We start from the raw sequence: 15523 nt of genomic DNA, 5'->3' as shown, positions 1-15523 counted from the left end.
TCGGTTATTTCAGAAGATTTACAAACTCATCGAATAAAAACTCCGTATCCGTAGGCCCGCCGGCAGCTTCCGGATGGAACTGTGCAGAAAACCAAGGATTCGTCTTATGCCTGATTCCCTCGTTAGAGCCATCGTTCATATTGATAAACAGCGGTTCCCAGTCCGCCCCCAGCGTATCACTGTCCACGGCATAACCATGATTCTGGGAAGTAATGAAACAACGCTCCGTACCCACCATCCGTACCGGCTGGTTGTGGCTGCGATGCCCGTATTTCAACTTATAAATCCTCGCCCCTCCGGCTTTCGACAACAACTGGTTCCCCATGCAAATGCCGAAAATAGGAAGACTCTCGTTCTTCATCGCCTTACGGATATTCTGCACGGCGGCGTCACAAGTGTCCGGGTCGCCCGGCCCGTTGGAAATGAACAACCCGTCAAAATCCAGCCCGTTGAAATCATAATTCCAAGGCACGCGCACCACCGCCACACCCCGCTTCAACAGGCAACGGATGATATTGGCCTTCACGCCGCAATCCACCAGCAACACCCTTTTCAAATGAGCATCAAAATCCGATAGCCCGGAATTGAGCTGTTCGCGGGAAATGCCTGCCGGAAAAACACGGGAAGCGCCGTCGGGAAGATAAGCGGTTATTTCCTTGCAACTCACCCTGTCCACAAAATTAATGTTCCCGTAACTCTCCGTTTCCAACCCTTCACTCTCCGCATCGTCGAAAACGATTTTTCCCATCATCACTCCATGCTCCCGAAGAACCTTAGTCAGTTCGCGCGTGTCAATGCCCGTGATACCGGGAACCTGTTCCCGTTTCAGCCAGTCGCCGAGGCTCTCCACCGCATTCCAATGGCTGTATTCATAAGAATAGTCACTCACGATAAGCGCCTCCGCATGGATTTTCCCGCTTTCCATGAAAACGGCAAGCCCGTTCGGTCCGACGGTAAAAGGAGGAACCCCGTAGTTGCCCGCCAACGGATAAGTAAGCGTCATCAACTGTCCGGCATAAGAAGGGTCCGTCAGACTCTCCGGATATCCGGTCATGGCAGTATTGAAAACCACTTCGCCCGCCACCGGCTTCTCATAGCCAAACGACTTGCCGGAAAACCGGCTCCCGTCGTCAAGGATTAATGTCACATTTCTCATTCTTCTATTACTGAATCATTGTACGGTTGTCAGAATTGATACAGTTGCTCAATGTAGTCGATAAATGCCCGGTTTACCATCTTCACACCCCCCGGCGTGGGATAGTCACCGCTAAAATACCAGTCTCCCTTATGGGCGGGACAAGCCTCACGAAGCCCCTTCAACGGCTGGTAGACGATTTCCACTTTCGCTCTCGTGCCCTCCGGAGTCAGCAACTCCGCCATCTTGGCGGAAATCTCCTCATCCGTAAACGGCGCATATATCTCCTTGACATAATTCACCATCCGTTCTTTCGGCAATCCCGCCTGATTTTTGGACTTCCGGTAAGCGGCCGCAACCACATCCATCATATCACGTTCCTTCAAAAGCTCGATAGCAGCCTTGAAAGCGATAAACTCGCTCATCTTCGCCATGTCTATGCCGTAATAATCGGGATAGCGGACCTGCGGAGAAGATGACACGATAACGATTTTCTTCGGTCCGAGACGGTCGAGGATACCGATAATGCTCTGTTTCAACGTTGTTCCGCGCACGATACTGTCGTCAATAATCACCAGACTGTCGACCCCCGCGACAAGACTCCCGTAGGTAATGTCATACACATGGGCAGCCAAATCATTACGGCTGTTCCCTTCGGCAATGAAAGTGCGGAGTTTGATATCCTTGACAGCCACCTTCTCGCTACGGATACGGCGGGAAAGGATAGCTTCCAGTTCCTCCATATCCGGATGATGCCCCAATACCGCAATCTGCCGTACCTTCTCTTCGTTCAAATACTTGTCCAACCCCTGCAACATGCCGTAGAAAGCTACTTCCGCCGTATTGGGAATGAAAGAAAAAACCGTATGGTCCAAATCATAACCGACAGCTTTCAGGATATTCGGGACCAGTTTCTCGCCCAGCAGCTTCCGTTCCCTGTAAATGTCCGCATCGCTGCCGCGGGAAAAATAAATACGCTCGAACGAGCAAGCCCGCTTTTCACGGGGCTTGTTTATCTGTACCGTCCGCAGCCTGCCGCTTTTGCCAATCAGCAATGCTTGTCCGGGTTGCAACTCTTTGATTTCTTCCACAGGGACGTTGAAAGCCGTCTGGATAACCGGGCGTTCGGAAGCAAGGACGGCGATTTCGTCATCCTGATACCAAAAAGCCGGGCGAATCCCCCACGGGTCACGGATAGCGAAAGACTCACCGCTTCCGGTCAAACCGCAAATGACATATCCCCCGTCCCAGTCACGGCTGGAAGTACGCAACACGTTCGCCAGGTCGATATGCTCTTCTATGTAATCGGTGACAGCCATCCCCGTAAGCCCCTCGGCCCCGGCAAGGTTGAACAAACGTTCCACTTCACGGTCCAGACGATGCCCCACCTGTTCCAGCATGATATAAGTATCCGCATATTTGCGGGGATGCTGCCCGATAGCGGTAATACGGGCAAAAATCTCGTCCACATTCGTCATGTTGAAATTACCGCAGAGAGCCAGATTCTTGGCACGCCAATTGTTCCTTCTCAAAAACGGATGCACATACGAAATGCCGGATTTGCCGGTGGTGGAATAACGCAGATGCCCCATATACGCTTCGCCGGCGAAAGGTAAAGTGCGTTTGGCGAATGCCACGTCATGCAACTGTTCCGAAGTCAGCTCTTTGAAGTTGCCCTGCACAGCCCCGAAAATCTCGGTAATGGCGCCGGCCCCCAGGGCACGTTCCCGGAACATATATTCCTCACCGGGATTCGCCTCCAGCTTCACGCAAGCCAATCCCGCGCCTTCCTGCCCGCGGTTGTGCTGCTTTTCCATCAGCAGATAGAGTTTGTTCAGGCCGTACATCCACGTCCCGTATTTCCTTTCGTAATATTCCAAAGGTTTGAGCAGGCGTACCATGGCGACGCCGCATTCATGTTTCAACTGTTCCATTTTTAATCCGTTCTTCTTGTTGGCGAATCAGCACATTGCCTTTCCATTTGTCCCGCCTTTACCGTTTTCCACCGGTTACCGGCTTTGCCGGATTCCCCGGCAAACTTACCCTTACATACGGCGATACGGCAGGCGGGCGGAACTGTCCTGTACATACTTCAATATTTTTATTCCGGCTGCAAATATACATATTACAAATAACATAAAGACAACAAATTCCCTATTTATTTGACATAAGCCAATAAAAAGCATGTAAACATATCAAAAAGTTAAATAATATATTGTTTTTGATTCAAAAAGAAACATCTTACAATCAAAGGGGAATTACAGGTATAAAACTAACGGATTGAAAGAACGAACGGCCGTTTTTTTTCACTTTTATATCATAAACGGCATCCTACAAACAAGTCTCAAGGCAGGGAAGCATGATTCCGGCTGTTTATCCTCAAACGGTTTTATGAACGTTTTCCTTTTTGTTTTGCCCCGCCGTTACGGTTTACCAGCATCACGCTTGCCAAAATGACAAATAGCCCGGACAATTGCACCGCCGTCACCTGTTCGCCTCCGAAACCGGCTCCGATAATCACCGCCACTACGGGATTGACGTAAGCGTGCGTAGCGACCTCCGTAGCCGGACGGACTTTCAGCAGCCAGACATAGGCGGAGTAAGCCAAGATGGAGCCGAAAAAAATCAAGTATGACAGCGACAACCACGCCTTACGGGGAACTTCCCCGAAATCCGTAGCCTGCACATCGCCGTTCAGAAAAGCGCACAGCCAGAACATAAGGCTCGCCGCAAACATCTGCCAGGCGGAACCGGCGAACTCATTCACGCTTTCCGTCCCACAGGAACGGTATTTCGTATAAAGCGTACCGAGAGCCCACGACAGGCAACCTCCGATAAGCAGCAGGATGCCGTATTCACTGTGCGTGCCCCGCGTTTCACCGCCCAGTTGCTCCATATACAGCAATCCCACCCCCGCAAAACCCAGCAGGATACCGCCGGCCGCCGACAGGTTCCTGAAATTCCGTTTCCACATCGGCACGTCGAGCAGCATAATCCAGACAGCCGTTGAAGAAGCCACGATAGCCACCAGGCTGCTGCTGACATAACGCTGTGCCAGCATGATGACCGCCATGTCGATGAAGAGCAGCACGATGCCGCTTATTGCAGAACGGACAACCAGATTCTTCCGGCAAACGGCCTCTTTACGGCAATGGCAAAGCACGAGCAACAACAGTCCCGCCATCGTGAAACGCAAGGCTCCGAGCAGGAACGGAGGAAAACCGCTCAACGCCACTCCGATGAAATAATAGGTAGAGCCCCAGACCACATAAACGAGAAAATAGGCGGTAATGACCGCAAGCCGCCTCTTCACAGTTTCCATATCCCCTCCCGTTTACATTCTGCCGGTGAACTTCCGAAACCTTTCCAAGCCTTCCTCCAGGCGTGAACGCGGACAGGCGATGTTCCAACGCATAAATCCCTCGCCAGCCTCGCCGTACATCGTTCCGGCATTGAGGTGCAGCCCGGCATCTTTCACCAATAATCCTTCTATCTCTTCCGAAGTGCGTTTCAGCCTGTGGCAATCCATCCAGACCAGATACGTCCCTTCCAACCGCATAACCGGGAAGTCCGGCAGGTACTTCCGGCAGAAACCCTGCATGTAGAGGAAATTGCCATACAGGTATTCCAGCAGTCGCGACAGCCATTCCTCCCCCTCGTTATACGCCGCGACGGTAGCTGCCACCCCGAAAGGATTCACATCGCAGACTTCATTGATGTTGATTGCCTTGTCGATTTTCCGGCGCATTTCTTCATCGGCGCAGACGATATTGGCTATTTGCAAACCTGCAATGTTGAACGCCTTGCTCGGAGAGACACAAGTTACGGAATGTTGCCGGAACTCGTCCGACAGCGCGGCGAAAGGCGTGTAAACATGTCCCGGAAACACCAGTTCGCAATGTATCTCGTCCGAAACGACCGTCACGCCGCGGCGCAGGCAGATTTCACCGATACGCGCCAGTTCCTCTCTCGTCCACACGCGGCCGGCGGGGTTATGCGGATTACAGAGCAACAGTATCCGTACCCGCCCGTCGGCCGTTTTCCGTTCCAGGTCGTCGAAATCTATCCGGTATGTATCGCCCGTTTGCAGCAAAGGGCTGCTTACCACCTCGCATCCATTGTTGCGGACAGACGAAAAGAAGCAATTATATACGGGTGTCTGTACCAATACCTTGTCGCCCGGAACGGTCAGCGCCTTAATGACGGCTGACACGGCAGGCACAACGCCCGAAGTGTAAATCATCCATTCCCGCCGCAGCTCCCAGCCGTGGCGGCGGCCGAACCAACCTATCACTGCGTCATAATATTCGTCCGGCACGCGGGTATAACCGAATATGCCGTGTGCCACGCGCCGTTGCAAAGCCCCGGTGATGCAGGGAGCCGTCCGAAAATCCATATCCGCCACCCACATCGGCAGCACGCCTTCCGGCTCACTGTCCCATTTATAAGAGTTCGTGCGGCGGCGTTCCACCGGTTCGTCAAAATCGTATCTCATGGCATCAGTCGCTAAAGCAAGTACATTCGTCCCAAAGTTTCAGTTCGCAATCGCCCGGAGCTTTAATATTCCCGTCGATAATAATCTCGCCGTAGCTTTCGGCGGTAATGCTGCCCGTGCGCGGATTTTTCACTCCGCCTATCGCACCTTTGACAGTCGCCCGCACCGAACTGTATTCAAAAGCGCGGTCGCAGTCCGGACCGAAAGTGCAGTTCTCCAATACGAGGTCATGGGCATAACACAGCGGTTGCTCGCCGGTGATGTGGCAATTCACGAGGCGCAGGTTGCGCGAGTGCCAGCCAAGGTATTCGCCGTTCAGCTCGGAATCGTAAATAGTCACGTTCTCCACCTCCCAGAAAGCATCTTTCGTGGTGATTCGGGCATTGCGGAGCTCCACATCCTTCACATACTGGAAGACATATTTGCTGTCGCTTTCCAACCCGTCGATGCGGATATGGCTGCTGAACATGAACGGATAAGTTCCCCCGTGCAGTTTCAGGTTTTTAATATCCAGATTCTTGCAACGCCAGAATACTTCGTCGGCATCGGTCATTTCCACGTTTTCGATTTCGATGTCGGTCATTTCGCGGAACATCTTGGGGGCATCGATACGGGTATCCGTCATTTTCAGGTGGTCGGAATACCACAGGGCGGAACGGCCGCCGACATCGAAGAAGCAGCGGTCAATCGTGAAGCCGTGTACATGCCAGAAAGGATAGTTTCCTTCAAACCGGCAATTGGTTGCGACGATGTTGCTGCACTCCTTAATGGCGGATTCTCCGGCAAGGATAGTCACATGGTCCAAGTGCAAGTCATGCGAGGCGAACAACGGGCGTTCACCTCCGAATTGAGTGTCTTTAATCAGTTTCATAATTGAGTTGTTTATGGGATTGTTTATTCGGATTTTCTTGTTCCTGCCGCAAAGTTCGGAAGAAGAAGAGATTTCCTTTGTAGACAAATTACAGATTGTATGACCCTGATTACAGATTTAGCGATATGGAGTAAAATGACAGGAGTCCCAATCCGCAAAATGACCGTACAGCCCCCGCGTACGACCGGTTCCGGAGGTAACCGGCAATTCCTTGCCCTTTTTTCGGCTTCTTGAAAACGTTTTCACCGGAACGGCCCGAATACGCTTTCCCGCCGTGAAGTACCGGAACACCGGTTTCAGTCATAGGCGTACGTAAAACCAAAACCTCCGGATACTATCGGCGGTTCGTTCCACATTTGTGGAACGGAAGGATAACAGATGTGGGACGAAAGGGAAACAGATGTGGAACGGAAGGGAGACAGCTATGGAACGAATAAGCGACAGCAGACAAACCGGTTAGAAACTACAGACCGGACGGTTCAGGACAGCAGAAAGGGCACATGAAAAACTGATTTCCCGCCCGACAGGGAGAAACGGCGGATTATTCGGCCGTCCCGTTAATCTTCCCGTAACATTTCCGCTCCAAAAACTCCGGGATTAACGCAGATTAGCATATAATTGCCCGATTTGCATTTTCTTTTTTATAATTTTGAGGGCAAACCCGATTTTAATCTATAAAACTAAAAAATCAGACAAATGAGTTTAAAGAAAATGATGATGGCTTCTGCCTTGCTAATGGTTGCCTGCTGCATGCAGGCGCAGACTAAAGTGATTGCCCACCGCGGTTTTTGGAAAACTCCGGGAGCTTCCCAGAACAGTATTTCATCACTTCTGAAAGCGGACTCCATCGGATGTTACGGTTCGGAATTTGACGTATGGCTTACCAAGGACAACAAACTGGTAGTCAACCATGACCCTGTATATAAAATGAGGCCGATGGAGTATTCCAAAGGAGATGCGCTGACGGGGCTCAAACTATCTAACGGAGAAAACCTGCCCAGTCTGGAACAATACCTGGAAGCCGGGAAAAAATGTTCTACCCGGCTGATTCTCGAACTGAAAGCGCTTAACAGCAAGAAACGCGAAACCAAAGCCGTAGAGGGAATTCTCGCCCTGGTAAAGAAAACGGGACTGGAAGACCGGATGGAATACATCACTTTTTCCTTGCATGCGATGAAAGAACTGATTCGCCTGGCTCCCGCCGGGACGCCCGTATTCTACCTGAACGGAGAGCTGTCTCCCAAAGAACTGAAAGAACTCGGCGCTGCCGGCCTTGACTATCACATGGGAGTGATAAAGAAACATCCGGAATGGATAAAAGAAGCCCATGACCTCGGTTTAAAGGTCAATGTGTGGACCATCGACGACGCGGACGAGATGAAATGGCTGATGGACCGTAAAGTAGATTTCATCACTACCAACGAGCCGTTGATTTTGCAGGAAACAGTAAAAAATAATAGATAACGGGAAGAGTTTCCAACCATCGAATATCCGGGTTGAAAGCCCCCGGTTGTTCCTTTAAAAGGAAACAATCGTTTCTCGGTGTCGAACAGGTGTTTCCTTTAAAAGGAAACACCCGTTTCTTTTAAAGGAACGACCCGGTCGAATAGGATATTGAATATCAGCATTTTACAAAACAGGATTTCTGTCTCGAAGAAAGAGGCAGGCTTATCCGGCAACATCAATAAAAGATTACAACCGGCTCACCTGAAATCATCCAGCACGTCTTTCAGTTCCTCCACCGTAAGCTCCCCTACCTGCCGCCATAGCTCATGGCCTTTATGCAACAAAAGGAAAGTCGGAACCGTTTCCACATTACGGGCGTCGGCCACCGCTCCATTTTCTTCCGTATTCACCCTTATCAATTCTACGGTTCTTTCCTCATAAGTACGAAGCACGGGCCCTATCCATTCATAATGAGGCGACCAATCGGCGTAGAACACGACCAATACCAAATGGCCGGTTCCGGCTGCCGCCTCCAGTTGTTTCTGCACATCCGTCATCTTTTCCATATCATTAATTCCATATTATTTAATACAGGATAGAACAACGAACGTGCAAAAAGGTTTGTCCTATTCAATAATCTTCGCATCCTCAATATTTTCCTTCTCCTGATGCGGAACCGGATTTTTCGGACGGCGGCGGGTAAACCTGAACCAGTTCACCAATTCGGAAAGCGAATAGACCAAACTGCTGATGCCGATAATGATAAAGGCGGTGTTACGCGCTCCTGTCGGATTGAACAAGGCGACAATCCCCGCAATCAGAATCAGGGACGGAACCAGGTAAAACGCTCCCGGAACAGGAGTCCAGCGGCGCGCCATCGACAGGGAAGCGATTTGCTGCACTCCTCCCATCATCAAGATAAATCCCAACAGGAACATCAGGACATCCGCAAAAAATTCGGGCATCACAATCAGCCAAAGCCCGAAAAGCAGGCTGCCGACACCCTCTATCGGGAAACGGGGGGCAACTCCCTCTTCCGATTTTTTACGCCCGAAATAACCTAAAAGGCTAATGACTCCGGGAATCAGAAAAGCGACACCTACCGTAATGACGATATAACCGGCAGCGGCATTCGGCCAAATAACCAGTACCAAACCTATCACAAGTGCAAAGAGAATGCGAATAAGGGAATAATTCATTGTTTTCATAACTTCTATTTTTTTAACCAAGTCTGTTTCAATACTTTTGCGAATATAAGTGTTTCCATTGATATATAAAAATAACAAACTGACATTGTAATAAGTTCGTAACAATATTGTTATAACCGTTACATCTTACTTGAATACTTTTGCAGAAAATAAATAAATAGAATCTCCATCATGAAATCAAGCGCAACCCCAAAGAAGCGTCCTTACGTTGAACGTGACATCAGTTGGATGTACTTCAACCAACGTATCCTGATTGAAGCGGCGCGCCCGGAAGTACCGTTGCTGGAACGGCTCTCTTTCCTCGGCATTTATTCGAACAACCTGGACGAGTTTTTCCGCGTGCGGGTGGCAACTCTCAACAGAATCGTCGAATACGCCGACAAAAACATGCAGAAAGAACAGGAAATAGCCAGGCGTACACTGAAACAAATCGGAAAGCTGCACAACCGGTACTACGTCCAGTTTGAAGAGACGTTCGTTTCCATCATGGAAGAATTAAAGAAAAAAGACATTTGCGTTATCAAGGAAACGGAGATGACGGACGAACAGAAAGCATTCATCACCTCCTTTTACCGCAACAGGCTGAACGGTTCGACCAACCCGCTCTTCCTCAACGGAACCCGGCCGCTGGACGACCAGACGGACGAGGATATTTATCTTGCCATCCGCCTGCTCCGCAAAGACGAAAAAGGGAAAATAAAAGAGAAAGACTATGCGGTAATCGAACTGCCCACCGGAGAATTCGGCCGTTTCATCCAGCTTCCCGATTCGGAAGGGAAAACCTATCTGATGTTTCTCGACGACGTAATCCGCTATTGCCTGCCGATGATTTTTGTGGGCATGAAATACACCGACTATGAAGCATACACGTTCAAATTCACGAAAGACGCGGAAATGGAAATCGACAGCGACTTGCGCACGGGAATGCTTCAAAAAATCTCCAAAGGGGTAAAAAGCCGTAAAAAGGGCGAACCGATTCGTTTCGTCTACGACGAGCAAATTCCCAAAGACCTGCTGAAAAAGCTGACCGACCGGCTGAACATCGACAAAAACGACACCCGTGTAGCCGGAGGACGGTATCACAATTTCAAAGACCTGATGAAATTTCCAACCTGCGGACACAACGAATTACGATATCCCGCCTGGGAACCCGTTTTCAAGCCGGAGCTGAACGGTCCGGAGAGCCTGCTCTCCCTGATACGGCAGAAAGACCGCTCGCTGCACTACCCTTACCACAGCTTTGACACTTTCATCCGCATATTGCGCGAAGCCGCCATCAGCAAGGAGGTGAAAACAATCAAAATGACCCTCTACCGGCTGGCAAAAGACTCCAAAGTGGTAAAAGCGCTGATATGTGCAGCCAAAAACGGAAAAAAGGTTACCGTAGTCATCGAACTGCTGGCACGTTTTGACGAAGCTTCCAACATCAACTGGAGCAAGAAAATGCAGGATGCGGGGATTCACGTCATCTTCGGAGTGGAGAGTCTGAAGATCCATTCCAAACTGGTGCACATAGGAACCCGCCACGGAGATATCGCCTGCATCAGCACGGGAAATTTCCACGAAGGAAATGCGCGGATGTACACCGACTATACGCTCATGACCGCCCACCGCCCCATCGTACGGGAAGTAAATGCCGTATTCGACTTCATCGAGAAGCCGTACACGCCCGTCAGGTTCAAAGAACTGATTGTCTCTCCCAACGATATGCGCAGCCGGCTGCTCGCGCTCATCAACAAAGAGATAAAGAATAAGGAACAGGGGAAAGAGGCGTATATCCTCGCCAAAGTCAACCACATCACCGACCGGCCCCTTGTTGAGAAACTCTACGAAGCCTCGACCGCCGGAGTCCGGATAGAGCTGGTAGTACGGGGCAACTGTTCTCTGGTGACAGGCGTTCCGAACGTCAGCGAAAACATATACGTCAACGGTATCATCGACCGTTACCTCGAACACTCCCGTATCTTTATCTTCGCCAACGGCGGAGAGGAGAAATATTACATCGGTTCGGCAGACTGGATGCCCCGGAACATGGATAACCGCATCGAAGTGCTGGCTCCCGTTTACGACCCTGAGATACGGGCAGACTTAAAACGGATTGTCCGTTACGGATTCCAGGATACGGTAAAAGGCCGTGTCGTAGACGGAACGGGAACCAACAGAGCATGGACGCTGCCTCTCATTCCGCCGCTGGACGAGAACGCTATCCCTCCTTTCCGCTCGCAGGAGAAATTATATGACGAATACAAAACTACAGAATGATAAATATGAAGAAAGTCAATTATGCGGCCATCGATATCGGCTCCAATGCCGTACGGTTACTGATAAAATGCGTAAACGAAGAAAATGCGCCCGAACTGATGAGCAAGGTGCAGCTTATCCGCGTCCCGCTACGCCTGGGAGAGGATGCTTTCACGACAGGGGTCATCTCCGCCGAGAAGGAGAAGAAACTGGTCCGGCTGATGAAAGCCTATAAACAACTGATGAAGATTTACGATGTCGTGAATTATCGCGCTTGCGCCACCTCCGCCATGCGCGACGCCAAAAACGGCGAGGCAATCGCCCGGCAGATAGCGAAAAAGACAGGAATCCGCGTGGAAATCATCGGCGGACAGGAAGAGGCGCACATCGTATATGACAATCATATCGAGCAGCTTTTCGCCTCCGGACAAAACTACCTGTACGTCGATGTAGGGGGCGGAAGTACGGAAATCAACCTCATCAGCAACGGAGAACTGAAAAGTTCCCGTTCCTACAACATAGGTACTGTCCGCATGCTCAGCGGCATGGTGAAAGAGGAGGAAAAAGAAGCGTTGCGTACGGACTTGGCGGGTCTCGCCACGGAGTACGCCCCCATCCATATCATCGGTTCGGGAGGGAACATCAACAAACTGTTCCGGCTGGCGGACAAAAAAGACAAAAAGACCTCTTCCCTGCCGGTGGAATCATTGCGGAAAATCCATGAGACGCTGAAAGAACTGCCGCTCGAACAGCGTATCAAGCAATACAAGCTGAAACCGGACAGGGCGGATGTCATAGTGCCCGCTGCGGAAATATTTCTGGAAGTGGCGACACACAGCCAATCTACGGAAATCATCGTACCGACCATCGGCTTGTCTGACGGTATCATCGACAGCCTGTACACACGGGACATGAAGACCTCTCCGGTCACTCCCTCTTAATGAGCGGACAGGCAGACGTGCGGGCAGGTGTTTTTCATCTGAAACTCGACACCTTTCATCGGCAATAAAAAAACCGTATCAACTCTGTTTTTGAAGTGCCCCCCAAAAGTTAGACACAAAACTTTTGGGGGGCGCTTCATTTTGAGTAATGATACGGTTTTTTTGTTTATCAGTCAGAATCTGTAACTGTTCCAAATGCTTGCGAAATTACATGTGAAAGGAGTGTTCATCCTTGTTTCGACACACTCCCCTCCGCCTTTCCTAAAGAGCCGTCTCCAGTATCTTACGGGCGACAGTTCCCGTTACGTTTCCGTTTTCCCCGTACCGGGCTCCCCGTTCATTGAAACGGCGTTCGATTTCCAAAATTGTTTCCTCACCGACGTTCTCCTCATGCAAGCGGGTTGTCAGCCCCAGCGAACGGAAGAATTCTTCGGTACGGCGAATCGTTTCGTCAATCCGTTCTTCCCTGGTACCGGAAGCGATTCCCCATACTCTCTCGCCGTATTGCAGCAGCTTATCCCCTTTAGCCTCCCGGAGCACCTGCAACGTGGCAGGCAGCACAATCGCCAGGGTATGCCCATGCGTCAATCCGTGCAGGGCGGTCAGCTCATGCCCAATCATGTGAGTAGCCCAATCCTGCGACACCCCCATTGCGATAAACCCGTTCAAGGCCATCGTAGCCGAAAGCATAAAATCCGCCATCAACTGATAATCATGCTGGTTCTTACGGATTTCCGGAGCTATCTCCACAAGGGTCTGCAAAATGCCTTCCGCCCAACGGTCCATCAGACGGCTTTGTCCGGCAACAGTCATATACTGCTCCATCACATGCACAAACGTATCCGCCAGCCCGCAAGCCACCTGATGGGAAGGCAAAGTAAAAGTCACCTCCGGGTCGAGGATGGAGAACAACGGGTAATTGGCATAAAAGGGATACTTCTCTCTCGTTTCACGGCGGGAAATCACCGCTCCGTTATTCATCTCCGAACCGGTGGCGGGGAGAGTCAGAACGGTGGAAAGAGGTACGGTACGAGTGACCGGACGGCCGGCAAGCACCAGGTCCCAGGCATCACCGTCATACAGAAGTCCGGCGGAAACCAGTTTTGTGCCGTCAATTACGGAACCGCCGCCGACAGCCAGCAGGTAATCTATCTTTTCCTCTTTTCCCAAAGCAATCGCTTTGCGGAGAGTTTCGACAGCGGGATTGGGCTCGATGCCCCAGAATTCCACGGTATAATGATTTTTCAGAGCTTCTTTCACCTGCTCATACACGCCGTTCCGCTTTACGCTTCCGCCGCCAAAAGTAATCATGATACGTTTGCCGGCGGGAATCTCATCGGCCAGCCGGGCTATCGTCCCGCGTCCCAGAATCAGTTTGACGGGATTTTGAAAGGTAAAATTTTCCATATCGTGTTCAACGTTATTAAGGGGTTATTATTCACATTCCCTGCAAATATACATGAAATCTCCGACACCTCTGCCGGAATCAGGCGATAAATTGCAGTACGGAAGAAGGTATCATGGCCGACAGCCACGGCTTCATATCCTCCGCTACCAATAACCAATAAAGCAACAATATAATAAAAATGGCGATGGCGATACCCACCAGGACTTTTCTCTGTTTCATAACTGTTTTTGATTAAATATTCAATATTTATAAGAACAGCGCAGGAATGAAATTGTTCTATATCATAAAAATGAAGCAGGCAGAGAAAAAAAGTAATATTTTGTTTGCCATTTCAAACAAAGTGTTTATATTTGCCCCCCATAAAATAACAAAAGACAATGAAAACAATGTTAGTAAATACATATTGGTGGTGGCGCCCGTTACAACTCCGACAGTCGTAAGGGAGCCAGTGCTCGTATGTATATACCTCATTAAAGATATAGAGATTTGAAAGAGCCCTGCCGCAACTTGCGACAGGGCTTTTTTATTTGCCGTTTTTTGGAAAATCAAGTAATAATATAAAATACAGATAAGAATATGAAAAGTTTTTTAGTCGATGAAGAGGGCTATTACGGAGAATTCGGAGGGGCTTACATACCGGAAATTCTCCACAAATGCGTAGAGGAATTGAAGGACAAATACCTCGAAGTCATTGAAAGTGAGGATTTCAAGAAAGAATTCGAACAGTTGTTGCGCGACTACGTAGGCCGTCCTTCCCCGCTCTACCCGGCAAAGCGCCTTTCGGAAAAATACGGCTGCAAGCTGTATCTGAAACGGGAAGACTTAAACCACACGGGCGCCCATAAAATCAACAACACCGTGGGACAGATTTTATTGGCACGGCGCATGGGGAAAAAGCGTATCATCGCCGAAACCGGTGCCGGACAGCATGGCGTGGCAACCGCCACCGTATGTGCGCTGATGAATATGGAATGTATCGTCTACATGGGAAAGACGGATGTAGAACGCCAGCACATCAATGTCGAGAAAATGAAAATGCTGGGTGCTACCGTAGTCCCCGTCACTTCGGGCAACATGACCCTGAAAGACGCCACCAACGAGGCGATTCGGGACTGGTGCTGCCATCCGTCCGATACTTATTACATCATCGGTTCCACCGTAGGCCCCCATCCGTATCCTGACATGGTGGCGCGCCTGCAATCCGTCATCAGCGAGGAAATCAAAAAACAACTTCTGGAGAAAGAAGGGCGCGACTATCCCGACTGCCTGATAGCCTGCGTAGGCGGAGGAAGCAACGCCGCCGGAACGATTTACCATTACATCAATGACGAACGGGTGAACATCGTACTGGCGGAAGCAGGAGGAAAAGGCATAGAAACCGGCATGACCGCCGCCACCATACAGCTCGGCAAAACGGGAATTATCCACGGGGCATGCACGTATGTCATCCAGAATGAGGACGGGCAGATTGAAGAGCCCTATTCTATCTCCGCCGGACTGGACTATCCGGGAATCGGCCCGATACACGCCAACCTCGCCGCACAGAAGCGGGCCCGCGTCCTGGCGATAAACGACGACGAAGCCATAGAGGCCGCTTATGAGCTGACTAAATTAGAAGGCATCATCCCTGCGCTGGAATCCGCCCATGCGCTGGGTGCTTTGAAGAAGCTGAAATTCAAGCCGGAAGACGTGGTTGTACTGACCGTGTCCGGACGCGGCGACAAGGACATCGAAACTTATTTATCCTTTTACGAAAAACGATAAGAAAATCATTCACC

Annotated in this window: 15 protein-coding genes; 5 read left to right on the top strand and 10 right to left on the bottom strand. The window is 50.3% G+C overall.

Features of this window, described 5'->3' with window-relative positions:
• Window positions 1-4 precede the first annotated feature (4 nt).
• The 6 genes from carA to Q5076_RS09805 all read right to left on the bottom strand — a co-directional run bounded on the left by carA (window position 5) and on the right by Q5076_RS09805 (window position 6501).
• Complete coding sequence (gene carA / locus Q5076_RS09830; protein ID WP_303012815.1) at window positions 5-1156, bottom strand: glutamine-hydrolyzing carbamoyl-phosphate synthase small subunit; 1152 nt, start codon at window positions 1154-1156, stop codon at window positions 5-7.
• A gap of 29 nt (window positions 1157-1185) precedes the next feature.
• Window positions 1186-3069, bottom strand: coding sequence for an amidophosphoribosyltransferase (locus tag Q5076_RS09825; RefSeq protein WP_303012813.1), 1884 nt, complete (start codon window positions 3067-3069; stop codon window positions 1186-1188).
• A gap of 2 nt (window positions 3070-3071) precedes the next feature.
• The gene (locus tag Q5076_RS09820) at window positions 3072-3224 is read right to left on the bottom strand and encodes a hypothetical protein (protein ID WP_303012811.1); all 153 of its coding nucleotides are present in this window, start codon (window positions 3222-3224) and stop codon (window positions 3072-3074) included.
• Between the two features lie 300 nt (window positions 3225-3524).
• Entirely contained in the window at window positions 3525-4448 is a 924-nt protein-coding gene (locus Q5076_RS09815; protein ID WP_303012840.1) for an EamA family transporter, read from the bottom strand.
• Between the two features lie 21 nt (window positions 4449-4469).
• A complete protein-coding gene (locus Q5076_RS09810) occupies window positions 4470-5630 on the bottom strand; it encodes a MalY/PatB family protein (protein ID WP_303012810.1) in 1161 nt (386 codons plus the stop codon).
• 4 nt (window positions 5631-5634) lie between these two features.
• Window positions 5635-6501 carry a DUF3737 family protein gene (locus tag Q5076_RS09805; RefSeq protein ID WP_303012808.1) on the bottom strand — a complete coding sequence of 289 codons (867 nt, stop codon included), beginning with the start codon at window positions 6499-6501 and terminating at the stop codon, window positions 5635-5637.
• A gap of 99 nt (window positions 6502-6600) precedes the next feature.
• On the opposite strand from Q5076_RS09805, the gene Q5076_RS09800 reads away from it, so the two are divergent.
• Both Q5076_RS09800 and Q5076_RS09795 read left to right on the top strand, forming a co-directional pair.
• Entirely contained in the window at window positions 6601-6735 is a 135-nt protein-coding gene (locus Q5076_RS09800) for a hypothetical protein (protein WP_303012807.1), read from the top strand.
• Window positions 6736-7197: 462 nt separating this feature from the next.
• Window positions 7198-7965 (top strand): glycerophosphodiester phosphodiesterase family protein, encoded by a 768-nt coding sequence (locus tag Q5076_RS09795; RefSeq protein ID WP_303012806.1) that lies wholly within the window; start codon window positions 7198-7200, stop codon window positions 7963-7965.
• A gap of 239 nt (window positions 7966-8204) precedes the next feature.
• Here Q5076_RS09795 and Q5076_RS09790 read toward each other — a convergent pair whose 3' ends face one another.
• Complete coding sequence (locus Q5076_RS09790; RefSeq protein ID WP_303012838.1) at window positions 8205-8504, bottom strand: thioredoxin family protein; 300 nt, start codon at window positions 8502-8504, stop codon at window positions 8205-8207.
• A 69-nt stretch (window positions 8505-8573) separates the two neighbouring features.
• Window positions 8574-9155 (bottom strand): HdeD family acid-resistance protein, encoded by a 582-nt coding sequence (locus Q5076_RS09785; RefSeq protein WP_303012805.1) that lies wholly within the window; start codon window positions 9153-9155, stop codon window positions 8574-8576.
• Window positions 9156-9326: 171 nt separating this feature from the next.
• Here Q5076_RS09785 and Q5076_RS09780 point away from each other — a divergent pair, with 171 nt between their 5' ends.
• Complete coding sequence (locus Q5076_RS09780; RefSeq protein ID WP_303012803.1) at window positions 9327-11417, top strand: RNA degradosome polyphosphate kinase; 2091 nt, start codon at window positions 9327-9329, stop codon at window positions 11415-11417.
• Window positions 11414-12337 (top strand): Ppx/GppA family phosphatase, encoded by a 924-nt coding sequence (locus Q5076_RS09775; RefSeq protein WP_303012802.1) that lies wholly within the window; start codon window positions 11414-11416, stop codon window positions 12335-12337. Before Q5076_RS09780 ends, Q5076_RS09775 begins: the two co-directional genes overlap by 4 nt.
• Window positions 12338-12598: 261 nt before the next feature.
• On the opposite strand, the gene Q5076_RS09770 is transcribed toward Q5076_RS09775, so the two are convergent.
• Together Q5076_RS09770 and Q5076_RS09765 are read right to left on the bottom strand one after the other, a co-directional pair.
• Complete coding sequence (locus Q5076_RS09770; protein WP_303012800.1) at window positions 12599-13744, bottom strand: iron-containing alcohol dehydrogenase; 1146 nt, start codon at window positions 13742-13744, stop codon at window positions 12599-12601.
• Window positions 13745-13823: 79 nt separating this feature from the next.
• Entirely contained in the window at window positions 13824-13964 is a 141-nt protein-coding gene (locus Q5076_RS09765) for a hypothetical protein (protein ID WP_303012799.1), read from the bottom strand.
• A gap of 357 nt (window positions 13965-14321) precedes the next feature.
• On the opposite strand from Q5076_RS09765, the gene trpB reads away from it, so the two are divergent.
• Window positions 14322-15509, top strand: a complete 1188-nt coding sequence (gene trpB, locus Q5076_RS09760) for a tryptophan synthase subunit beta (protein WP_303012797.1) — start codon at window positions 14322-14324, stop codon at window positions 15507-15509.
• Window positions 15510-15523 lie beyond the last annotated feature (14 nt).

This window comes from uncultured Bacteroides sp., from assembly GCF_958445495.1.
GTDB lineage: Bacteria > Bacteroidota > Bacteroidia > Bacteroidales > Bacteroidaceae > Bacteroides.
This window is presented reverse-complemented; position numbering and strand designations above follow the sequence as displayed.